19 protein-coding genes and 1 pseudogene are annotated in these 20,819 nt (G+C 62.5%); 11 read left to right on the top strand and 9 right to left on the bottom strand.

Translation table 11 applies throughout. The annotated features are described in order from the left end of the window. Positions 1 to 28: 28 nt before the first annotated feature. A complete protein-coding gene (mscL, locus tag ACNQP3_RS24640; RefSeq protein WP_012274176.1) occupies positions 29 to 448 on the bottom strand; it encodes a large-conductance mechanosensitive channel protein MscL in 420 nt (139 codons plus the stop codon). A 176-nt stretch (positions 449 to 624) separates the two neighbouring features. Between mscL and radA the strand changes: the two genes are divergently transcribed. Continuing rightward, on the top strand, positions 625 to 1,995 hold the full coding sequence (gene radA / locus ACNQP3_RS24635; RefSeq protein WP_012274175.1) for a DNA repair protein RadA: 1,371 nt from the start codon (positions 625 to 627) through the stop codon (positions 1,993 to 1,995). 107 nt (positions 1,996 to 2,102) lie between these two features. Here the strand turns inward: radA and ACNQP3_RS24630 are convergent. Both ACNQP3_RS24630 and ACNQP3_RS24625 read right to left on the bottom strand, forming a co-directional pair. Further along, a pseudogene (locus ACNQP3_RS24630) lies at positions 2,103 to 3,619 on the bottom strand (nucleobase:cation symporter-2 family protein). 263 nt (positions 3,620 to 3,882) lie between these two features. Beyond that, positions 3,883 to 4,248, bottom strand: a complete 366-nt coding sequence (locus ACNQP3_RS24625; RefSeq protein WP_012274173.1) for a PilZ domain-containing protein — start codon at positions 4,246 to 4,248, stop codon at positions 3,883 to 3,885. Between the two features lie 177 nt (positions 4,249 to 4,425). On the opposite strand from ACNQP3_RS24625, the gene ACNQP3_RS24620 reads away from it, so the two are divergent. From ACNQP3_RS24620 to yjiA, 3 genes are all read left to right on the top strand, one after another. Continuing rightward, positions 4,426 to 6,492, top strand: coding sequence for a carbon starvation CstA family protein (locus tag ACNQP3_RS24620; protein WP_012274172.1), 2,067 nt, complete (start codon positions 4,426 to 4,428; stop codon positions 6,490 to 6,492). A gap of 17 nt (positions 6,493 to 6,509) precedes the next feature. Next, on the top strand, positions 6,510 to 6,707 hold the full coding sequence (locus ACNQP3_RS24615) for a YbdD/YjiX family protein (protein WP_003251633.1): 198 nt from the start codon (positions 6,510 to 6,512) through the stop codon (positions 6,705 to 6,707). Positions 6,708 to 6,785: 78 nt separating this feature from the next. Then, on the top strand, positions 6,786 to 7,763 hold the full coding sequence (gene yjiA, locus ACNQP3_RS24610; RefSeq protein WP_012274171.1) for a GTPase: 978 nt from the start codon (positions 6,786 to 6,788) through the stop codon (positions 7,761 to 7,763). On the opposite strand, the gene ACNQP3_RS24605 is transcribed toward yjiA, so the two are convergent. Continuing rightward, entirely contained in the window at positions 7,723 to 9,210 is a 1,488-nt protein-coding gene (locus ACNQP3_RS24605) for a methylenetetrahydrofolate reductase C-terminal domain-containing protein (protein WP_012274170.1), read from the bottom strand. The genes yjiA and ACNQP3_RS24605 overlap by 41 nt on opposite strands. A 208-nt stretch (positions 9,211 to 9,418) precedes the next feature. Between ACNQP3_RS24605 and ACNQP3_RS24600 the strand changes: the two genes are divergently transcribed. Both ACNQP3_RS24600 and ACNQP3_RS24595 read left to right on the top strand, forming a co-directional pair. Next, positions 9,419 to 10,219, top strand: a complete 801-nt coding sequence (locus ACNQP3_RS24600) for a 5-methyltetrahydropteroyltriglutamate--homocysteine methyltransferase (RefSeq protein WP_012274169.1) — start codon at positions 9,419 to 9,421, stop codon at positions 10,217 to 10,219. Positions 10,220 to 10,286: 67 nt separating this feature from the next. Continuing rightward, the gene (locus ACNQP3_RS24595) at positions 10,287 to 11,006 is read left to right on the top strand and encodes an SDR family NAD(P)-dependent oxidoreductase (protein ID WP_060494107.1); all 720 of its coding nucleotides are present in this window, start codon (positions 10,287 to 10,289) and stop codon (positions 11,004 to 11,006) included. A gap of 84 nt (positions 11,007 to 11,090) precedes the next feature. Here ACNQP3_RS24595 and ACNQP3_RS24590 read toward each other — a convergent pair whose 3' ends face one another. Continuing rightward, complete coding sequence (locus ACNQP3_RS24590; RefSeq protein ID WP_012274167.1) at positions 11,091 to 12,269, bottom strand: acetyl-CoA C-acetyltransferase; 1,179 nt, start codon at positions 12,267 to 12,269, stop codon at positions 11,091 to 11,093. A gap of 175 nt (positions 12,270 to 12,444) precedes the next feature. Here ACNQP3_RS24590 and ACNQP3_RS24585 point away from each other — a divergent pair, with 175 nt between their 5' ends. Both ACNQP3_RS24585 and ACNQP3_RS24580 read left to right on the top strand, forming a co-directional pair. Continuing rightward, the gene (locus ACNQP3_RS24585; RefSeq protein ID WP_012274166.1) at positions 12,445 to 12,711 is read left to right on the top strand and encodes a PepSY domain-containing protein; all 267 of its coding nucleotides are present in this window, start codon (positions 12,445 to 12,447) and stop codon (positions 12,709 to 12,711) included. After that, positions 12,708 to 13,241 (top strand): cytochrome b/b6 domain-containing protein, encoded by a 534-nt coding sequence (locus tag ACNQP3_RS24580; protein ID WP_081336958.1) that lies wholly within the window; start codon positions 12,708 to 12,710, stop codon positions 13,239 to 13,241. The genes ACNQP3_RS24585 and ACNQP3_RS24580 overlap by 4 nt, the downstream gene beginning before the upstream one ends. Positions 13,242 to 13,262: 21 nt before the next feature. Here the strand turns inward: ACNQP3_RS24580 and ACNQP3_RS24575 are convergent, their stop codons facing one another. Genes ACNQP3_RS24575 through ACNQP3_RS24560 form a run of 4 tightly spaced genes read right to left on the bottom strand, consistent with a single transcriptional unit; the run spans position 13,263 to position 17,397 of the window. Beyond that, positions 13,263 to 14,372: an agmatine deiminase family protein gene (locus ACNQP3_RS24575; RefSeq protein ID WP_060515736.1), complete on the bottom strand. Its 1,110-nt coding sequence runs from the start codon at positions 14,370 to 14,372 to the stop codon at positions 13,263 to 13,265. A gap of 3 nt (positions 14,373 to 14,375) precedes the next feature. Next, the gene (locus ACNQP3_RS24570) at positions 14,376 to 15,461 is read right to left on the bottom strand and encodes an extracellular solute-binding protein (RefSeq protein ID WP_012274163.1); all 1,086 of its coding nucleotides are present in this window, start codon (positions 15,459 to 15,461) and stop codon (positions 14,376 to 14,378) included. 2 nt (positions 15,462 to 15,463) lie between these two features. Next, a complete protein-coding gene (gene aguB, locus ACNQP3_RS24565; protein ID WP_264316547.1) occupies positions 15,464 to 16,360 on the bottom strand; it encodes an N-carbamoylputrescine amidase in 897 nt (298 codons plus the stop codon). Further along, positions 16,357 to 17,397, bottom strand: a complete 1,041-nt coding sequence (locus tag ACNQP3_RS24560; protein ID WP_060515738.1) for an agmatine deiminase family protein — start codon at positions 17,395 to 17,397, stop codon at positions 16,357 to 16,359. Before ACNQP3_RS24560 ends, aguB begins: the two co-directional genes overlap by 4 nt. A 135-nt stretch (positions 17,398 to 17,532) precedes the next feature. On the opposite strand from ACNQP3_RS24560, the gene ACNQP3_RS24555 reads away from it, so the two are divergent. The 3 genes from ACNQP3_RS24555 (at position 17,533) to ACNQP3_RS24545 (ending at position 20,754) form a co-directional block, all read left to right on the top strand. Continuing rightward, positions 17,533 to 18,387 carry a LysR substrate-binding domain-containing protein gene (locus ACNQP3_RS24555; protein WP_264316546.1) on the top strand — a complete coding sequence of 285 codons (855 nt, stop codon included), beginning with the start codon at positions 17,533 to 17,535 and terminating at the stop codon, positions 18,385 to 18,387. A gap of 147 nt (positions 18,388 to 18,534) precedes the next feature. Further along, positions 18,535 to 19,746, top strand: a complete 1,212-nt coding sequence (gene fabV / locus ACNQP3_RS24550; RefSeq protein WP_012274159.1) for an enoyl-ACP reductase FabV — start codon at positions 18,535 to 18,537, stop codon at positions 19,744 to 19,746. Positions 19,747 to 19,851: 105 nt separating this feature from the next. Further along, on the top strand, positions 19,852 to 20,754 hold the full coding sequence (locus tag ACNQP3_RS24545) for an alpha/beta fold hydrolase (protein ID WP_060494101.1): 903 nt from the start codon (positions 19,852 to 19,854) through the stop codon (positions 20,752 to 20,754). Positions 20,755 to 20,819: the final 65 nt, after the last annotated feature.

Genomic DNA, 20,819 nt, shown 5'->3' with positions numbered 1-20,819 from the left:
GGGGGCTGCAAGGCAGCCCCCTGCTACCTCACGGCAAGCGATTCTGATTCTGCGTCTTGAGCAAGTCGCGAATCTCGGTCAGCAGTGTCTCTTCAGCCGAAGGCACCGGCGGCGTAGTCGGCGCCACGGCTTCCTCACGCTTGAGCCTGTTGATCGCCTTCACCCCCATGAAGATGGCAAAGGCCACGATCACGAAGTCGATCACGGTCTGGATGAACTTGCCATACGCCAGCACTACCGCTGGTACGTCACCTTCGGCAGCCTTCAGGGTAATGGCCAGGTCGCTGAAGTCCACACCACCGATCAGCAGGCCCAGTGGTGGCATGATCACGTCACCGACGAAGGACGAGACGATCTTGCCGAAGGCCGCGCCGATGATGATACCGACCGCCATGTCGACGACATTGCCTTTGACCGCGAAAGCCTTGAACTCGTTGAGCATGCCCATGTTTGGTTCCTTGTAACAAAAGGTAAGGTTAACGCAGTGTAAGCCACTAAAACGCTTCATGCGTTGTGTTCAGGGCTACTGACTGCAGTTAGAACGAATAGTTTTGTCGCATCCCGAAGCGTTCGAGACACGTCCTGCTCGGCTATCATGGCGATTTTTTCCAGGAGACCCCACCCATGGCCAAGGCCAAGCGCTTGTATGGCTGCACCGAGTGCGGCGCGACCTTCCCCAAATGGGCCGGCCAGTGCGGCGAATGCGGGGCCTGGAACACGCTGGTCGAAACCATGATCGAAAGCGGCGGCGCCGCTGCGCCCAGCAGCGGCCGCGCGGGTTGGACCGGGCAGCAGGCACAGATCAAGACCTTGGCCGAAGTCAGCGTCGAAGAAATCCCGCGCTTCACCACCAGCAGCACTGAACTGGACCGCGTACTGGGCGGTGGCCTGGTGGATGGCTCTGTGGTGCTGATTGGTGGTGACCCCGGTATCGGCAAGTCGACCATTTTGTTGCAAACGTTATGCAACATCGCCGTCGGCATGCCGGCGCTGTATGTCACCGGTGAGGAGTCGCAGCAACAGGTTGCCATGCGCTCACGGCGGCTGGGCCTGCCCCAGGACCAGCTCAAGGTAATGACCGAAACCTGCATCGAGACCATCATCGCTACGGCACGCGTCGAGAAACCCAGGGTGATGGTGATCGACTCGATCCAGACGATTTTCACCGAGCAGCTGCAATCGGCCCCCGGCGGTGTGGCCCAGGTGCGCGAAAGCACGGCGTTGCTGGTGCGTTACGCCAAGCAGAGCGGCACGGCGATCTTCCTGGTCGGCCACGTGACCAAGGAAGGCTCGCTGGCCGGCCCGCGGGTACTGGAGCACATGGTCGATACCGTGCTGTATTTCGAAGGCGAGTCCGATGGCCGTCTGCGCTTGTTACGGGCGGTGAAGAACCGTTTTGGCGCGGTCAACGAGCTGGGCGTGTTCGGCATGACCGACCGTGGCCTTAAAGAAGTGTCCAACCCGTCGGCGATCTTCCTCAACCGTACCCAGGAAGAAGTGCCAGGCAGCGTGGTGATGGCTACCTGGGAGGGCACCCGGCCAATGCTGGTTGAAGTGCAGGCGCTGGTCGACGATAGCCATCTGGCCAATCCGCGGCGGGTAACCCTGGGCCTGGACCAGAACCGCCTGGCCATGTTGCTGGCGGTGCTGCACCGTCATGGCGGTATTCCTACCCATGACCAGGACGTGTTCCTCAACGTGGTGGGCGGGGTGAAGGTGCTGGAAACGGCTTCGGACCTGGCGCTGCTGGCGGCGGTCATGTCCAGCCTGCGCAATCGGCCGCTGGCCCATGGTCTGCTGGTGTTTGGCGAGATCGGCCTGTCGGGTGAGGTGCGGCCGGTGCCCAGTGGCCAGGAGCGCTTGAAGGAAGCGGCCAAGCACGGCTTCAAGCGGGCCATCGTGCCCAAGGGCAATGCGCCGAAAGAGCCACCGGCGGGGTTGCAGGTGATTGCCGTGACCCGGCTGGAGCAAGCCCTGGATGCATTGTTCGAGTAACTTGTAGCCTGTTCTGGCCCTATCGACGGCAATAGGCCAGAACAGGCAAACGAAAAAGGGGCCGATGATGCGCATCGGCCCCCTCCACCTCACCGCTCAGTCAGCAGTCAATGCTCGGCAACCGCTGCGCGCCTGACCGTTTCATTGCCATGCTCGTCCAGCTCCAGCATCGGCACTTCGTTACCCTCGGCATCGAACAGCTTGCCGTCCTTGAAGTAGTCGCCATCACGCAGCGCGGAAATGTCCGAATACTGGATGGTGCGCTCGTACGCCGCAGCGAACACCGACTGGTTTTCCGAGTTGCCGGTGGTGAAGTGGTTGAAGATCAGGTTCAGCAAGATGGCCATGATCGCCGCCGAGCTGATGCCCGAGTGGAAGATGGTCTCGAACCAGTTCGGGAAGTGGTGGTAGAAGGTCGGCGCGGCAATCGGGATCATGCCGAAGCCCAGCGAGGCCGCGACGATGATCAGGTTGACGTTGTTCTTGTAGCTGACCTTGGACAAAGTACGGATACCGCTGGCCGCCACGGTGCCGAACAGCACGATGCCAGCGCCACCCAGTACCGGGGTAGGCACGGCGGCAATCACCCGGCCCATGATCGGCAGCAGGCCGAGTACCACCAGAATCACACCACCGGTGGCCACCACGTAGCGGCTCTTGACCCCGGTCACGGCCACCAGGCCGACGTTCTGAGCGAACGCGCTCTGGGTGAACGAGCCGAAGATCGGTGCCAGGATGCTCGATGCCATGTCGGCACGCAGGCCGTTGCCCAGGCGCTTGGAGTCAACCTTGGTGTCGATGATTTCACCCACGGCGAGGATGTCGGCCGAAGTTTCCACCAGGGTTACCATGATCACGATGCACATCGACAGGATCGCGGCGATGTGAAACTCCGGCATGCCGAAGTGGAACGGCGTGGGGAAGGCCAGCATCGGGCCTTCGGTGACCTTGCTGAAGTCGGCCATGCCCAGCGACCAGGCGATCAGTGTGCCGATCACCATGGCCAGCAGGATCGACAGGCGCGAAATGGTCGCGCTGCCCAGCTTGCTCAGCAGCAGCACGATGGCGAAGGTCAACCCGGCCAAGCCGATGTTGGCCACGCTGCCGAACTCTGGCGAGGCGCTGTTGCCACCCATCACCCAGCGTGCGGCCACTGGCATCAGGGTCAGGCCGATGGTGGTGATGACGATGCCGGTCACCAGGGGAGGGAAGAACTTGGTGATGCGCGAGAACACCGGGGTGATCAGGAAGCCGATCAGCGACGCCGCCATGACCGCGCCAAGCACGCCAGGCAGGCCACCGCCGCCCTCGCTGCTGAGGATCGCACCCATGGTCGCCACACCGGCGAACGACACGCCCTGCACCAGCGGCAACTGGCAGCCGAAGAACGGCAGGCCAAGGGTTTGCAATAGGGTGGCCAGGCCACCGGCAAACAGCGAGGCGGCGATCAGCATGCCGATTTCGGCACCGTTCAGGCCCGCGGCCTGCCCCAGGATCAGGGGTACCGCGACGATCCCCCGTACATGGTCAACACATGCTGCAGACCATAAGCCAGGTTGGCACCAAGGCCGAGGTTTTCATCCTCGGGGCGCTTGGCGGGAGACGTGCTAGGGGACGTAGTCATGGAGCAGGCTCTCTGTTTATTGTTGTGCCGCTACTGTAGACACTTACCTCAAATGATTGCCACAAGAATTGTATACAATATTTTGATCGGAGCGCGCACAGATACGACCGCATGGGGTGCTAAATCCCAATGCAGAAGGCGTACCAACTTGTCAGAAGCTGTATTGGAAAGCTGTGTACAAAGTTCTGCTACCCAGGCTTAAAGCTGTCTGGGTAGACAGGAAACACTCGGTGGGAATGATATTAGCTAGCTAAGAGATTTCATTATTCGATGAGTTCGCGCAGCTCGCGCATCATTTCGGTGCTGTCGGCCACGTTCAATTCCACAAGACGGTGCAAATGGCTCATCGAATCGATGTCGATGTACAGGCAGATGAAGCCCAGCCGGCTCGGTTCTTCGTGGCGCAGTTCGACCTGCATCTGCACCTCGGTCACTTCGTCGTTGAGCACGATGTAGGCTTCGAAATCCTGGCTCAGGTCGGGATCCCAGGTTTTCGGGCTTTCGACCAGCAGGCCTTTGAGGGACAGGTCGAGCAGTTTCACCTCCCAGCAACGTTCGCCCTGGCAAAGCCTGGTCGGGGCGTCGAACTGGATACGCTGGAAACGGCGGCGTTCGTCGTGATCGCTCATGGCATGGATCCTTGGGTAGGTCCTAAGGTGACATCCTGACTATAGTTAGAATGTTATGTGCATCAGGTACCGCAATCTGGCCGCAGAGGCTCTAGACCAAAGCAAGTGTGGCAATGCGCGATGACTCGCCCTAGACTCGGTGGGCGGTCTTTCCAATCCACCAGCTGGAAGCTAACCATGAACAACAATAATAGCCTGCTACGCCACATTCCGTGGTTGGCGCTGGCAGTCATAGGGGCCTGCGCGCTGGGTGTGGTTGCCCTGCGTCGCGGCGAGGCAATCAACGCCTTGTGGATCGTGGTCGCGGCGGTGGCCATTTACCTGGTTGCCTACCGTTACTACAGCTTGTTCATCGCCACCAAGGTGATGCAACTCGACCCTCGCCGTGCCACCCCGGCGGTGCTCAACAACGACGGTCTGGACTACGTTCCGACCAACAAACACATTCTTTTCGGTCACCACTTCGCCGCCATCGCGGGCGCAGGCCCCTTGGTCGGCCCGGTACTTGCCGCGCAAATGGGCTACTTGCCCGGCACGTTGTGGCTGATTGCCGGCGTGGTGCTGGCCGGTGCGGTGCAGGACTTCATGGTCCTGTTCATGTCTACCCGCCGCAATGGTCGCTCGCTGGGCGACATGGTGCGCGAGGAGATGGGCCGCATTCCGGGGACCATCGCCCTGTTCGGCTGCTTCCTGATCATGATCATCATCCTCGCGGTGTTGGCGTTGATCGTGGTCAAGGCCCTCGCCGAAAGCCCGTGGGGCATGTTCACGGTGATGGCGACCATCCCGATCGCGATGTTCATGGGCATCTACATGCGCTACATCCGCCCGGGCCGCATTGGCGAGATCTCGGTGGTTGGCGTAGTGCTGCTGCTGGCGTCTATCTGGCTGGGCGGCGTGATCGCTGCGGACCCGGTATGGGGCCCGGCGTTCACCTTCACCGGGGTGCAGATCACCTGGATGCTGGTGGGCTACGGCTTTGTCGCCGCCGTGCTGCCGGTCTGGCTGGTGCTGGCACCACGTGACTACCTGTCGACCTTCCTCAAGATCGGCACCATCGTGGGCCTGGCCATCGGTATCCTGATCATTGCCCCCGAGCTGAAAATGCCGGCGCTGACCCAGTTCACCGACGGCACGGGCCCTGTGTGGAAGGGCACCCTGTTCCCGTTCCTGTTCATCACCATTGCCTGTGGTGCGGTGTCCGGCTTCCACGCGCTGATTTCCTCGGGGACCACCCCCAAGCTGCTGGATAACGAAACCAACGCCCGCTACATCGGCTACGGTGGCATGCTGATGGAATCGTTCGTCGCCATCATGGCCATGGTCGCCGCTTCGGTGATCGAGCCTGGCGTGTACTTCGCCATGAACAGCCCGGCTGCCGTGGTCGGTGCAGACGTAGCGTCGGTGGCGCAGACAGTCAGCAGCTGGGGCTTCCTGATTACACCCGAGCAGCTTGAAGCCGTCGCCCGTGACATCGGCGAGCACACCATCCTGGCCCGTGCTGGGGGTGCGCCTACCCTGGCGGTCGGTATCGCGCAGATCCTGCACCAGGTGTTGCCAGGTGAAAACACCATGGCCTTCTGGTACCACTTCGCGATCCTGTTCGAGGCGCTGTTCATCCTCACCGCAGTGGACGCCGGTACCCGAGCCGGGCGCTTCATGCTGCAGGACCTGCTGGGCAGCTTCGTGCCAGCACTCAAACGCACTGAATCGTGGGGTGCCAACCTGCTCGCCACCGCTGGCTGCGTGGCACTCTGGGGCTACCTGCTTTACCAGGGCGTGATCGACCCGCTGGGCGGCATCAACACCCTGTGGCCGCTGTTTGGCATCTCCAACCAGATGCTGGCCGGTATCGCCTTGATGCTCGGTACCGTGGTGCTGATCAAGATGAAGCGTCAGCGCTACATCTGGGTCACCCTGCTGCCGGCCGTCTGGCTGCTGATCTGCACCACTGCTGCTGGCCTGATCAAGCTGTTCGATCCGAACCCGGCGGTTGGCTTCCTGGCCCTGGCCAAGAAGTACAGCACCGCGCTGGACGCAGGCCAAGTGCTGGCCCCGGCCAAGGACATCGGGCAGATGCAGCACGTGATCTTCAACGCCTACACCAACGCGGGCCTGACGATTCTGTTCCTGCTGGTGGTCTTCAGCATCCTGTTCTTCGCCATCAAGGTCGGCTACGCCGCCCTGGGCCGCAAGGAGCGCACCGACAAGGAAACCCCGTTCCAGGCGTTGCCTGACGCGTAATCGAGAGGACTGCAGTTATGTTCAACGACTTGGGTCGACTGGGAAAATACCTGGGGCAGGCAGCCCGCCTGATGGTCGGCATGCCCGACTACGACAACTATGTCGAGCACATGCAGAAGACGCACCCGGACAAGCCGGTGATGAGCTACGAAGCGTTCTTCCGCGAACGGCAAGAAGCGCGTTACGGCGGCAAGTCCGGGCCCAAGTGCTGTTGAGCCTGCGACACGTGTGAACCTGTGGGAGCCTGGGTAACCGGCTCCCACAGTCATTTTCAGATTCAGGAGACTTTCTGCGTGCAGACGCCTATTCCCGTAACCGTCCTCACGGGCTTCCTCGGTGCCGGCAAGACCACCTTGCTCAAGCACATGCTCAAGGCCGAGCACGGCCTGAAGCTCGCGGTGATCGAAAACGAATTCAGTGAGGCCGGCATTGACAGCCAATTGCTGGGCGACCAGCCGGTGCAGGTGATGACCCTGGCCAACGGTTGTGTGTGTTGCAGCATCCATGGCGACCTGACCCGCGCCCTGTACCTGCTGCTCGAGCGCCTGGATGCCGGGGAAATCGCCTTCGACCGCCTGGTGATCGAATGCACCGGCCTGGCCGACCCGGCGCCGGTAGCGCAAACCTTCTTCATCGACGAGGAACTGCGTGAGCGCTACATCCTCGACGGCATCATCACCCTGGTCGATGCCGCGCATGCCGAACTGCACCTGACCCAGACCATCGCTCAGGCCCAGGTCGGCTTTGCCGATCGCTTGCTGCTGAGCAAGACAGACTTGGTCGAGCCGGCTGCGGTAGACGCGCTGCGCGAGCGCCTGGCCCGCATCAATGGTCGGGCCGCGATCCGGGTGGTTGAACACGGATGCATCGACCTGGCTGAACTACTGGATGTGCGAGGTTTCAACCTCAACCCTGACCTGGGTGCGAACTTGAAACTGACACTGCGCCCGGTGCTCAAACCCGCCACGCCGGACCGTATCTCCACGATGGTGCTGCGCACGGACACTGCGTTGGATATCGATCGCCTCAGCGGCTTCATGAACGAACTGCTGGAAACCCACGGCACACAACTGTTGCGCTACAAGGGCGTGCTGAACATTGCCGGCGAAGAGCGCAAGCTGGTATTCCAAGGTGTGCTCAAGCTCTATGGCTTCGATTGGGACGCCGAGTGGGGCGCTGGCGAAACGCGCGAGAGTGTGATGGTGTTCATCGCCGATGAATTACCCGAAGCTACGATTCGGGCTGGCTTCGAGGCGTTGGCTGCGGGCTGAGCCGCCGCGGCGTCTGCGCTGCGAACCACTGCGGCCAGGAGCTGCGGTGGCGGGTTTCGACCTCGATGCACGGGATCAGCCGCTCGGTCAGCACGGCAGTTTGCCGCACGGCTTTGGCGGTGCGGTACTTGACGCTGTGGATGCACTCGCGGTCGCCGAACTCGCAGCGGTTCAGGGCGGTTCCACCGCAGGGGCCATTGGCCAGGCCTTTGGGGCAGGTTTCTGGGCAGACGTACAAGGTATCTTCGAGGCGGCAGCGGCCACAGGTATCGCAACCCACCAGTGGCCGTTTCACAGCACGCTCCACCTTGTGCAGCACCAGTGCGCCAAGGCGCGTAGCCCATAGAGGCTGGCGCACCGCCCAGCCAAATGCCTTGCTCAGGCCGTTGCGGCGGCTGAACAGCAGTGAATGCATGCCGTGCATCAGGTGATAGCGCGCTTTCTCCTTGAACGTGGCATCGACCTGTGACTCGCCCTGGCGCCAGCTCGCCTGCGGCGGATGGAAGATCACTGCCGGCAGGCCGGGCATCTGCCAGCTGGCCTGCCAGGCGGGCGCCCATTGCTCCAGCGTGTGAACCCGGGTTTGCCAGTGCTCGATACGGGCTTCCAGGGCCAGCAACTGCTTGAGTTCGTGCACCCCTGAGAGGTGCACACCGGCGTAGCCCATCAGCTTTACACCGATGATCTGCAAGGCCAGGCGGTCAACACTGCGCGCCTGGGCAAATACCTTGGACAGCGCGGTCTCCGCTTCGAGCATGTCGCGCATGGACGGGGTGACGGTGACGCCGGCCACATGGTCGAGCATCGTCGCGCGCCCGTGGGTGAGGCTCATGAGGCAGGCCAGCATGGGCTTGGGCGTGGGCTGGCGGCGCATCCAAAGCATGGCTTCCTGGTGCTTGGCGGCATCAAAGCCCAGTTGCAGGGTGAAGAAGTCAGCCCCAGCCGCCAGCTTTTTCTCGGCCTTGAAATACTGGGCGCCGCCTTCTTCCTCGTGGTACTTGAACGGGTTCAGTGCCGCGCCCAGCAGCCAGTGCGGACAGGCTTGGCGGGCAATCTGCAGGGCGGCGACCGATTCCAGGTAGCGCACCGGGCGCAGGCCTGGTTCATGGCCGGGCAGGCGGTCGCCGGTAAGCAGCAACAGCTGATCGAGGCCTGCGGCGTCCATACGCTGCAGTTGCGCGAGCAGGTGATGGCGTTCGCGATCCTTGCCGGAAAAATGCGGCAGGGCAGGCACAGGGTTGGCGAACGAGGCGAGGGCGTCCAGCGGCGACATGTCCAGCGGGCTGCCGACGCGATCGCCGATGGCCACGGTCATCGGCCAGCCGCACAGGTGCGCACGGGCCAAGATCGCTTCCATGGCGGCGAAGCGTTCAGCCGAAGGCTTGGGGACGAATTCCATGACGCAGACGAAGTTCTTTTCGCGCAGCGCGGTTTTCAGCAGGCTCATGTGGCTGGGCACCCGGTGTGGTCAGGGTGGCATTGTGCGGCAGAAGGCGGGCGGGGTCATGTCCGAATGCGCAGGGTGATGCTCTGAATGAGACATCAGCATGATCATGAAGAAATCTTGGGTTCATCTCAAATTTAATGAGTTTGTCTCAAGCGTTTATCCGCCGGAAAATCCCTCTCATTCATTTATGCAGGTTAAGGGACAAAACATGGCACTGGCACACAACCTGGGCTTTCCACACATCAGCGGTGACCGCGAGGCGCGTGCCCGTCACTGGCAGGCTCAGCGTGATGCCGGCATCCAATTGCTGCCAGTGGGTGACTTTGCCTGGCATGATCAACCGTTCGACCTGAGCTGGGCGCAGCTTTTTGATGAAGTGGCACAAGCCAAGGCCTTGGGCCATGCGGTCAAGCCAGTGGTGATCGGCCCGTTGACTTATCTGTGGCAGGGCGAAAACAACGGCAGCATCGAAACGCTGGAACTGCTCGAGCGCCTGCTGCCGCTGTACGATCAGTACCTCAACCGCCTGGCTGCAATGGGCGTGGAGTGGGTGCAGATCGATGAACCGATTCTCGCCGAAGACCTGCCGCAGGACTGGAAAAACGCTTACGAGCGCGTCTACAACATTCTTCAGCGCGCGCCGCTGAAAAAGCTGATTGCCACCTACTACGGTGGCCTTGACGGCAACCTCGGCCTGGCCGTGAACCTGCCTGTCGATGGCCTGCATGTCGACCTGGTACAGGCACCCGAGCAGTACCAGACCCTTCTGGACCGCCTACCGACCTACAAGGTGTTGTCGCTGGGCCTGGTCGACGGCCGCACTGCAGCTGCTTGCGACTTGGGAGAAACCCTGGGCCTGCTGCACGATGCCCATGAGCGTCTGGGGGAGCGGCTATGGCTGGCGCCGGCCTGCTCGTTGTCGCGCAGCCCGGTGGAAGTGGCCGTGCAGAAGTGCCAGGAAGTGGCCGTGCTGGCAGCTGCGCTGGACGAAAACCGAGCTGCGGCTTGATCATCGCCACGGGCGCTTAAAACCCCCTAGAATGCCGACTCCGATCAAATCGACAGGGAGTGATGCGATGCGTGTTCTGGTAGTCGGCGCCAGTAAAGGCCTGGGCAAGGCTTTCATGGAAGGGTTGGGCAAACCCGGCGATACGTTGATTGGGGTGTCGCGCAGCAAACCCGCGGCAGTGAATGTCGGCAAGGGTATTGACGCCCAGTGGATCGAGGCCGATCTAGGCCAGCCTGCCGCTGCAGTAGAGTCGATAGCCCGAGCGCTGGCTGAGGGTGGCGTGGATACGCTGATCTATAACCTCGGCCTGTGGGAGGCCGAAGCGTTCGAAGACCACTACAGCTTCCTTGATGACTGTGACGCAGCGCTGCAGCGCATGGTCGACTGCAACATCACCGCCACCATCCTGCTGGTCAAACGGCTGCTGCCGCTGCTGCTCGAAAGCGAAAAACCACGGATCATCCTGACCGGTTCCACTTCCGGCCTGCCCCAAAGCGGTCGCCCAGAAGTGACCTTCGCTGCCTCCAAGTTCGGCCTGCGCGGCATCGCCGAAGCATTGCGTGAAGGCTATCGAGGGCAAGGCCTTGGGGTGACGTGCCTGAACCTTGGGTACCTCAATACCGAAGACGGCCTGGATGTGCCGGTGGAAGAGGCTGCCGCGCGTGGGGAAGGGGGGCTGATACCGCTGCACGATGTGGTGCTGATGGTGCGCACGCTGCTGGAGCTTTCGGCGGCCAGTTATGTGCGGGAGCTGACCTTGCCGGCGATTGCCGATGAGCGGTTCTGAAGCCTGAGAGTGGTGTTCAAGCAGGCCCGGCCTCTTCGCGGGTAACCCCGCGAAAGGGCCTAGCCTGTTCTACTCAATCTGAGATCAGCGCTCGATCGCCAGTGCCACACCTTGCCCACCGCCAATGCACAAGGTCGCCAGGCCTTTCTTGGCATCGCGCTTGATCATCTCGTGCAGCAAGGTCACCAGCACGCGGCACCCGGAAGCACCAATCGGGTGGCCCAGGGCAATCGCTCCGCCATTCACGTTGACCCGCGCGGCATCCCACTCCAGCGCCTTGCCCACGGCCAGCGCCTGTGCGGCAAAGGCTTCGTTGGCTTCGATCAGGTCCAGTTCGGCCAACTGCCAACCGGCTTTGTCCAGGCAACGCTGGGTCGCCGAAACCGGGCCGATACCCATGATCGCCGGGTCTACCCCGGCACTGGCATAGGCGGCGACCTTCGCCAGCACTGGCAGGCCCAGGGCTTTGGCCTTGGCCGCGCTCATCAACAACACGGCGGCGGCGCCGTCATTCAGGCTGGAGGCATTGCCCGCAGTGACGCTGCCGTCCTTCTTGAAGGCCGGGCGCAGTTTGCCCAGGGACTCGGCGGTGGTGTCCGGGCGTGGCTGCTCGTCACGGGCGAAGACCTTGGGCTCGCCCTTTTTCTGTGGCAGCAGGATGGGGGTGATTTCCGCGTCGAATCGGCCGGCCTCGATCGCCGCCACCGCCTTGCGCTGCGATTCGGCGGCAAAGGCATCCTGCTGTTCGCGGGTGAGGCTGTACGTGTCCACCAGGTTCTCGGCAGTGATGCCCATGTGGTAGTCATTGAACGCATCCCACAGGCCATCGGTGATCATGCTGTCGATCAGTTGGCCATGGCCCATGCGCTGGCCAGTACGGGCCGAGGGCATCACGTAGGGAGCAAGGCTCATGTTCTCCTGGCCACCGGCAATCACCACCTCGGCGTCGCCGCAGCGGATGGCCTGGGTGGCCAGGTGCAGGGCCTTGAGGCCCGAGCCGCAGACCTTGTTCAGGGTCAGGGCCGGTACGCTGAAGGGCAGGCCGGCCTTGATCGCAGCCTGGCGCGCCGGGTTCTGCCCGGCGCCGGCGGTGAGCACCTGGCCGAGGATGACTTCGTCGACTTGCGCCGGGTCCAGCCCGGTCTGCTCCAGCAGCCGCTTGATCACGGCGGCGCCGAGGTCGACCGCAGGCACGGAGGCCAGGGCGCCCTGGAAGCTGCCAATGGCGGTACGGGTTGCGGCGACGATAACCACGTCGTTCATGTTGTTGTTCTCCGGGCAATAGGCGTAGTGCCACCAGCATCGGCGGGTTTGGCTTATTTGTTAAGTTTGTTTTTCTTTCGGAATGATATGAAAAACAAATCAATGGGCACTTGGCGTCCTCCCCAACTAAGCTGAATTTCGTGCTGTTTCACTCAACCCAATGGAGCCCATACCCATGCGCATCCTGATCGCACTGACCCTCCTGATCGGCAGCAGCACAGCATTCGCCGCCACCCAATGCACCACCGCGGATAAAAGCACCTGGCAAGACCAGGAAAAGTTCCAGGCCCAGCTCAAGGAGCAGGGCTACAAGATCAACAAGTTCAAGGTTACCAAGGGCAATTGCTACGAGATCTATGGGTTCGACAAGGACGGTCGCAAGGTCGAGATTTATCATGACCCGGTGACCGGCAAAGCGGTCAAGTCCGAGTACCACGATTGAACAGCGACGGCATGGTGCGGCTGTGGGATCCCCTCCTGCGGCTGTGCCACCTGTCGATCGCAGCGGTGTTCTTCGCCAACTACTTTTTCAACGAAGAGGGCGATGACTGGCACCAGTGGCTGGGCTACTACGCACTGGCGTGCGTCGTGGTGCGCGTGGTCTGGGGCTTTGTCGGGCCAGCCAGTGCGCGCTGGGCCGACTTCTGGCCAACCCCGGCACGCCTGGCCGGGCACGCGCGCAAGGTGCTGCGTGGGGAGCCTTGCCATCGTCTGGGGCACTCGCCGATTGGCGCCTTGGTGATGCTGTTGATGCTGGCGGGTATCGCTGGCCTGGGCCTGACTGGTTGGGCGTCGCAGGAAGTGGATGCACTGTGGGGCGCCGATTGGCCGACCGACCTGCACGGTTGGTTGGCCAATGCGGTGCTGGCGCTGGTGTGTGTGCATGTGCTGGCGGCCATCTACGAAAGCGTGCTGCTGCGCGAAAACTTGCCGTTGTCGATGATCACCGGGCGCCGGCGGCGTCGTGATTGAGGCCAGGCCAGGCAACCTCATTCAAACGGCCGGGCACTGATGGGTCACACAGTGAATCCCCCCACCTCCAGCCGCGATGGCATCGATGTCCAGTTGCACGATATCCCGCCCTGGATACAACGCCGCCAGCAGTGCTCGGGCCTTCTCATCCGCCTGCGCATCACCGAACTGCGGTGCGATGATCGCGCCGTTGATCACGAAGTAATTGATGTACCCCGCTGCAAAGTCGTCATTACCTTTGCTGAACTTGTTACGCCGCCCGCGCAGCGGCGGTGACACTACGTGAACCTGCAGTTTACGGCCTTCGGCATCGGTGGCCTGCTTCAGGATTTCCAGGTGTTTACGCGTCACGGCGTGGTCATAGGAGTCCGGGTCGTTGTCCAGGTTGGCAATCACCACACCCGGCCGCACGAAGCGGGCGTAGAAATCCACATGCCCATCAGTGATGTCTTCCCCGGCGATGCCCGGCAGCCAGATTATCTTGCTCAGGCCCAGCCGCGCCTTCAGCTCGGCCTCGACCTCGGCTTTGCTCCAGTCCGGGTTGCGGTTGGCATTGACCCAACTGCTCTCGGTCATGATGCCGGTGCCGTGCCCGTCCACCTCGATGGCGCCCCCTTCACCCACCAGCTCACTGCGCTGGTAGCGCGCGTTGGCCAGGGTGGCAACGCGTTTGGCCAGCTGGGCATCGTTACGGTGGCGCTGCTTGTTGCCCCAGCCATTGAAGTTGAAGTCCACCGCCGCCAGGGCGCCGTCATCGTCGACGACGAAATTGGCACCGATGTCGCGCATCCAGATGTCATCCAGTTGGCATTCGACAAAATGTGTGTTGTGGTGGCCACAGTGCTGCTCGGCCAGCTGGCGCTCGCTGGCGCGGCAGAACACGGTCACCGGCTGATAACGCGCGATGGCTTGGCTAATGCGACCGAGTGCGGCTTGCACGTCGGCGGTGAAGTCCTCCCAGATCGCATCCTGGGCGCCAAAGGCGATGAAGGCGCGCTGTTGCAATTCGCCCTCGTCAGGCATGAACCAGCGCCCCGGTTCTTCGGCACGGGCCAGCCCCAGGGGCAGGCCAAGGCCAGCGCCGAGGCCGGCGGCCAACGACAGTTGCAGGAAGGTTCTACGGCTTGGCATGGTTCAGTCCTGTGCAGTCTTGAAGCGCGTCCACACACGCATGCGTGCCCGCATGTCGGCCTGTGGAATATCCCGGCCCGGAATCAGCCGGGCATAGGTGGCTTCGTCGAGATAGATATCGGGGTTGTCGCGCATGCGTGGGTCCACCGCCTGGCGCGCTTTGGCGCTGGCCGTGGGGTAGCCGGTAAAGTTGCTGATGGCAGCCATGTTCGCCGGGCGCATGACGAAGTTGATGAAACGATAGGCGTATTCCGGGTGCCTGGCATCGGCCGGAATGGCCATGGTGTCCATCCACACCGTGGTGCCTTGGCGCGGTACGCGGTACTGGAAGTCGAGGTGCTTGCCAGCGGACTCGGCGGTACGCTGGGCCTGGATCACATCGCCGCTGTAGCCCAGTGAGAGGCACAAGTTCTCGTTGACCAATTCGGTCACCGGCTGGGACTGGAACTTGCGCACATACGGGCGTATCGCCTTGAGCAGTTCGCTGGCGGCGGCCAGGTCCTCACGCTTGGCACTGCGTGGTTCGCGGCCCAGGTAGTTGAGTACCACGGCCAGCACTTCATCGGGCGAGTCGATGACCGAGATACCACAGTCAGCGAACTTGGCCGCCAACTCCGGCTTGAACAGCAAGTCGAGGTTGTCCAGCGGTGCACCAGGCATGCGCTGGCGAACCTTGTCGGCGTTCACCGTCAGGCCGATGGTGCCCCAGGTGTAGGGCACCGTGGCCTGGCTGGCCTTGGGGTATTGGGCATGCAGCTTGCGCAGGCCGGGCTCGATATCGTCGAGCGCCTCCAGGCGGCTGTGGTCCAGTGGCTGCAGGCTGCCAGCGCGCATCAAACGCTCTGCAACGGTATCGCCGGGGAACACCAGGTCGTAACCACTGCGCCCGGACATCAGCTTGGCTTCGAGCACTTCACTGCCGTCCATCACGTCGTAGATCACCTGAATACCGGTTTCGGCCGTGAACTGCTTGAGGGTGTCCTCGGCAAAATAGTCGGCCCAGTTGTACAGGCGCAGCACCGGCTGTTCGGCCAGTGCCTGGCCAGCGCAGGCGGCCAGTGCCAATGCGGCTAGAACGTGGTGTTTCATGCTCAGGCCCTCAGGCTGTGTGGGTGTTTACCGTCCAGGGTCAGCAGCGTTGCGTACATTTCCGGGCGGCGATCACGGAAGATGCCCCAACTCAGGCGGTCTTCGCGCATGCCGGCCAAGTCCAGGTCATGCAGCCAGATGCCGCTGCTGTCGCGGTCGGCTTCGGCGAGCATGGCGCCCTTGTGGTCGCAGATGAACGATGAGCCATAGAAGCGCATGGCTAGCGCTGCATCGCTGGCGGCAACTTCCTCGCCCACGCGGTTGGCTGCCACCACCGGCAGCAGGTTGGCGGCGGCATGGCCGCGCATGGCGACCTGCCAATGGTCGCGAGAGTCCAGTTCGGCGCAGCCCGGCTCGGAGCCGATGGCGGTGGGGAACAGCAGCACCTCGGCGCCCATCAGGGCCAGGCAGCGAGCGGTTTCGGGGAACCACTGATCCCAGCAGATACCGATGCCCAAGCGCCCGAAGGCGGTATCCCAGACCTTGAAGCCGGTGTCGCCAGGGCTGAAGTATTCCTTCTCCTGGTAGCCGATGGCGTTGGGGATGTGGGTCTTGCGGTACACACCGAGCAGGCGGCCATCGGCGTCGGCCACGGTCAGCGAATTGAAGAAGGCATTGCCGGCGCGCTCGTACCAGCTCAGCGGCAGCACCACGCCCAGCTCGCCGGCCAGCGCGGCGAAGCGCTGCAGGATCGGGCTGTCGGGGTAGGGCTGGGCAAGGGCCTGGTGCTGGTGATCCTGCTCGATGCAGAAGTACGGGGTAGCGAACAACTCCTGCAGCAGGATCACCTGGGCGCCCTTGGCAGCGGCCTGGCGTACCAGTTGCTCGGCGCGGTCGAGGTTGTCGGGCAGGTTCCAACTGCACGGCATCTGCGTGGTGGCGATACGCAACTGGCTCATGGCTGTACCTCGGGCTGCTGCTGGGTGATGCAATGAATGCCGCCACCGCCGTAGGCGATGTGGTCAATGCGCACCGGCACGATCTCCCGGCCTGGGAAGGCGTGGCCCAGCTGCGCAGCGGCCTCCTGGTCGGCAGCGATGCCATAGGCCGGCATGATGATCGCGCCGTTGGCGATGTAGAAGTTGGTGTAGGACGCGCAGAACACCTCGGCATTCTGATCGACGGCGGCGCTGGCCTCGTACAGGTCGAGCAGTTCGAAATGGCGGCCTTGGGCGTCGGTGGCCAGTTCCAGGGCGCGGCGGTTTTCCCGCACCACCTCGGCGTACACCGAGTGTTGCTCATGGGTGGCGTCGACCAGCAGCACGCCTGGGCGGGCGAAGGCGCATACGCCATCGACGTGGCCGTCGGTCATGTCACCGGTGACGTACTGCGGGTCACCCGGCAGCCAGATGGTCTTGCTGATGCCCAGGTAGCGGGCGAAACAGGCCTCGAATTCAGCCTTGCTGATGCCTGGGTTACGGTTAGGGTTGAGCAGCACCGATTCGGTGGTGATCAGTGTGCCTTCGCCATCCACATGGATCGCCCCACCTTCGTTGCACAGGGACGTGCTGAAACCGTCCAGGCCCAGCTGGTCGAGCATGCGTCGGCCAAGGCTGCGGTCCAGGCTGTGGTGCGACTTGCCGCCCCAGGCATTGAAACGCCAGCTCAGGCCGGCCAGGCCATGCTGTGGGTGGCAGACGAAGCTTGGGCCGCTGTCACGGCACCAGCTGTCGTCCACGGCCAGTTCGATCAGCTCGATATTGGCGCCGCACAAGGCGCGGGCGCTGGCCATGGCGGAGGGGTCGACCACCATCTTTACCGGTTCGAAACGGGCGATGGCCGCTGCGACACGAGCGTAGTCCTGTTGTACATCGGCCAGGCGCACGTGCCAGCCGCTTTCCCATACGGCCTGGTTGTGTGGCCAGACCATCCAGGTTGCCGCGTGGCGGGCCCATTCGGCAGGCATACGCCAGCCGCTGTCGAGGGACAGGTGCATAGTGAACTCCGATCTATTAAGGATTTTTATCAACGAAGCCCGCCGTCGCGGGTGTTGGTGTCCATGCTATGGCTAGGCTTGGCTGGCGACAAACGATAGATTTAGCGCAAATCTGATTAGCGGGTCTTATCAATCATGCTCAAACACTGGCCACCCCTTAATGCCCTGCGCGGCTTCGAGGCCGCTGCGCGGCTAGGCAGCTTCCACAAGGCCGCCGAGGCGTTGAACCTGACCCAGTCGGCCATCAGCCAACAAATTCGCAGCCTGGAAACCTACCTGGAGCAGCCGCTGTTTCATCGCAGTGGCCGTAGCGTGAGCCTGACCGACGCCGGGCACGACCTGCTCAGCACCACGCAATCGCTGTTGCAGCACCTGGCCGTAGGCATTCGCCGGCTAGACCAGTACCGCAAGCCCAATCAGCTGGTGGTGAACACCAGCCCGGCTTTTGCCAGGCACTGGCTGCTGCCGCGGCTGGCGGACTTTCACCAGCGCTGTCCGCAGGTCGACTTGTGGTTGTTTACCAGTTTCGAGGTGCCGGACATGGCCACCGAGACCATCGACCTGGCTATCCGCGATGATCTCAGTGCCCAGGCTGAGTGCAGCTTCAGCGTGCTGCATCAGGACCAGCTGTACCCGGCTTGCCATCCTTCCCTGGCGACTGCAACCGCGCGTACGACCTTGCACGGCGAACGGGAGATGGACTGGAGCCATTGGCAACTGGAGGGCGGCGAGGATGTTGGGCAGCAGGGCAAGGGGCTGAATTTTTCCGACCCGGGGCTGTTGCTGGATGCGGCGAGCGAGGGGGTGGGGGTGGCGTTGGTCAGCCAGTTGCTGGCGCGTCGGGCCGTGCAAGAGGGGCGTTTGCAGGCGTTGTCGGCGCAGCGGGTGCGGGGGCCTGCGTGGGCTTGCCTGGTGCATCGGGAGAGTCAGGAGGATCCGCTGGCCCGGCAGTTTCTGGACTGGTTGAGAGCCGCGTTGGCCTTGGATTGATGCCGGCACGCAAGAACCTCGGTTTTGCATCCCCATGATCACCCCGTAATATGTGTCGGATAACCTGCGGGGGTAGTCTCACCCTCTGATCAATCGGAATCGCCCCAAGCGGCGCTTCCCCGGCATAAACCTGACGAGGTACAGACATTGGCCATCATTCATCCTAAGGTTCGCGGTTTCATCTGCACCACGACTCACCCGAAGGGCTGCGAGCTCAACGTCCGTGACCAGATCGAAGCCACCCGCAAGCTGGGCGTGCGCGAGGATGGCCCGAAGAAGGTCCTGGTCATTGGCGCTTCCAGCGGCTACGGCCTGGCAGCTCGCATCACCGCGGCGTTCGGCTTCAAGGCCGACACCCTGGGTGTGTTCTTCGAAAAGCCTGGCACTGAGACCAAGGCCGGCACCGCTGGCTGGTACAACTCTGCAGCCTTCGACAAGTTTGCCAAGGCCGAAGGCCTGTACAGCAAGTCGATCAACGGTGACGCCTTCTCTGACGAAGCCCGTGCCAAGGTCATCGAACTGATCAAGAACGAAATGGGTGGCAAGGTCGACCTGGTCATCTACTCGCTGGCATCGCCCGTGCGCAAGCTGCCGCAGACCGGTGAAGTGATTCGCTCGGCACTCAAGCCGATCGGCGAGCCGTACAAGTCGACCGCCATCGACACCAACAAGGACACCATCATCGAGGCCAGCATCGAGCCGGCCACCGAGCAGGAAATCGCCGACACCGTCACCGTCATGGGTGGCCAGGACTGGCAGCTGTGGATCGATGCCCTGGCAGGCGCCAACGTGCTGGCCGAAGGCGCTCGCACCGTGGCCTTCAGCTACATCGGCAGCGATATCACCTGGCCGATCTACTGGCACGGTGCCCTGGGCCAGGCCAAGCAGGACCTGGACGAAACCGCCCTGCGTCTGGACCAGAAACTGGCCGATGAAGTGAAAGGCGGCGCCAACGTGGCCGTGCTCAAGTCGGTGGTGACCCAGGCCAGCTCGGCCATCCCGGTGATGCCGCTGTACCTGTCGATGGTCTTCAAGATCATGCAGGAGAAAGGCATTCACGAAGGTACTCAGAACCAGCTCGACCGCATGTACCGCGACCGTATGTACCGTGCCGACGGTGCGCCGGCCGACGTTGACGAGAAGGGCCGTCTGCGCCTGGACGACTGGGAACTGCGCGACGACGTTCAGACCGCCTGCAAGGCCCTGTGGCCACAAGTGACCACCGAGAACCTGTTCGAGCTGACCGACTACGCCGGTTACAAGAAGCAGTTCCTCAACCTGTTCGGTTTCGAGCGCGCTGACGTCAACTACGACGAAGACGTGGCCACCGATGTCAAGTTCGACTGCATCGAGCTGTAACCGTAGTTAACCTGCACCGGCCCTTTTGCGGGTAAACCCGCGAAGAGGCCGGTACAGGCTATAAAATCTTTGCTAGCTTTGGCGCACAACAACAGGGAATGCGCCATGAGTAGCCTCACCCAACCCGCCGCCCCCTTTCGCCAGGCCACAGCCGACGGTTACAGCCTCGGCGGCTTCTGCTGGCGCCACGCTCGCCCTGACCCCCAGCGTCCGCTGGTGATCATCAACGCTGCCACTTCGGTACGCTGCCGCTATTACTCCCGCTTTGCCGACTACCTGTTTGCCCATGGCTGCGATGTGCTGACCTACGATTACCGTGGCATCGGCGAGTCCCGCCCAGCTTCATTGCGCGGCTTCCAGGCCTCGTGGAGCGATTGGGGCAGGCTGGATTTCGAAGCGATGCTGGCGCATGCGGCAGAGCATTTCCCCGGTCAGCCAGTGGACGTGGTGGGGCACAGTTTCGGCGGCTGCGCAGTAGGGCTGGCCGCGTCGGCAGGCCAGGTACGCCGGGTAGTGATGGTGGGCGCGCAGTTTGCCTATTGGCGCGACTACGCTGTCGACCAGCGCTGGCAGTTGCTCGGCAAATGGCATGTGGTAATGCCGCTACTGACGCGGTTATTCGGCTACTTCCCCGGCAAGCGCCTGGGTTGGCTTGAAGACACGCCATCCGGCGTGGTGCACGACTGGACCACACGTACCCCACGTTACGAGCATCGCCCCAGCGCTCGGGCGCTGGCGACGCTTCCGTTCGTTCAGGTGCGGGCGGCGACGCTGGCCATCAGCCTCACTGACGACCCGTTTGGCACCGTGGCGGCGACCGAGCGATTGTTGGGTTATCTACAGGGTGCCCGGCACCTGCGTATCGCGCCTGTGGATATCTCGGTCGACGAAATTGGCCATTTCGCGTTTTTCCATGACCGGTTTCGCGAAAGCTTGTGGCCGGTGGCCTTGCAGTGGCTGCAGCAGGGAGAGCTGAAAGAAGGGGGGCCTGGAACCATCATGGATTGAGGGTGGGATCGATATTTTGGGGCTGCTTTGCAGCCCATCGCGACACAAGGCCACTCCCACAGGAA

It is taken from the genome of Pseudomonas sp. LFS074 (genome assembly GCF_047978165.1).
Taxonomy (GTDB): domain Bacteria; phylum Pseudomonadota; class Gammaproteobacteria; order Pseudomonadales; family Pseudomonadaceae; genus Aquipseudomonas; species Aquipseudomonas putida_P.
The sequence above is the reverse complement of the archived record's forward strand: the minus strand, read 5'-3'. Positions and strand labels throughout refer to the sequence as shown.

Coding starts and splice junctions, on each gene's coding strand:
- ACNQP3_RS24625 (WP_012274173.1), bottom strand. CDS start 4,248: ATGAGCGATCACGACGAACGCCGCCGTTTCCAGCGTATCCAGTTCGAC.
- aguB (WP_264316547.1), bottom strand. CDS start 16,360: ATGAGCCAGTTGCGTATCGCCACCACGCAGATGCCGTGCAGTTGGAAC.
- ACNQP3_RS24615 (WP_003251633.1), top strand. CDS start 6,510: ATGTTCAACGACTTGGGTCGACTGGGAAAATACCTGGGGCAGGCAGCC.
- ACNQP3_RS24575 (WP_060515736.1), bottom strand. CDS start 14,372: ATGCCAAGCCGTAGAACCTTCCTGCAACTGTCGTTGGCCGCCGGCCTC.
- ACNQP3_RS24600 (WP_012274169.1), top strand. CDS start 9,419: ATGGCACTGGCACACAACCTGGGCTTTCCACACATCAGCGGTGACCGC.
- ACNQP3_RS24560 (WP_060515738.1), bottom strand. CDS start 17,397: ATGCACCTGTCCCTCGACAGCGGCTGGCGTATGCCTGCCGAATGGGCC.
- ACNQP3_RS24585 (WP_012274166.1), top strand. CDS start 12,445: ATGCGCATCCTGATCGCACTGACCCTCCTGATCGGCAGCAGCACAGCA.
- ACNQP3_RS24555 (WP_264316546.1), top strand. CDS start 17,533: ATGCTCAAACACTGGCCACCCCTTAATGCCCTGCGCGGCTTCGAGGCC.
- ACNQP3_RS24590 (WP_012274167.1), bottom strand. CDS start 12,269: ATGAACGACGTGGTTATCGTCGCCGCAACCCGTACCGCCATTGGCAGC.
- ACNQP3_RS24595 (WP_060494107.1), top strand. CDS start 10,287: ATGCGTGTTCTGGTAGTCGGCGCCAGTAAAGGCCTGGGCAAGGCTTTC.
- ACNQP3_RS24605 (WP_012274170.1), bottom strand. CDS start 9,210: ATGAGCCTGCTGAAAACCGCGCTGCGCGAAAAGAACTTCGTCTGCGTC.
- ACNQP3_RS24620 (WP_012274172.1), top strand. CDS start 4,426: ATGAACAACAATAATAGCCTGCTACGCCACATTCCGTGGTTGGCGCTG.
- ACNQP3_RS24545 (WP_060494101.1), top strand. CDS start 19,852: ATGAGTAGCCTCACCCAACCCGCCGCCCCCTTTCGCCAGGCCACAGCC.
- radA (WP_012274175.1), top strand. CDS start 625: ATGGCCAAGGCCAAGCGCTTGTATGGCTGCACCGAGTGCGGCGCGACC.
- mscL (WP_012274176.1), bottom strand. CDS start 448: ATGGGCATGCTCAACGAGTTCAAGGCTTTCGCGGTCAAAGGCAATGTC.
- ACNQP3_RS24570 (WP_012274163.1), bottom strand. CDS start 15,461: ATGAAACACCACGTTCTAGCCGCATTGGCACTGGCCGCCTGCGCTGGC.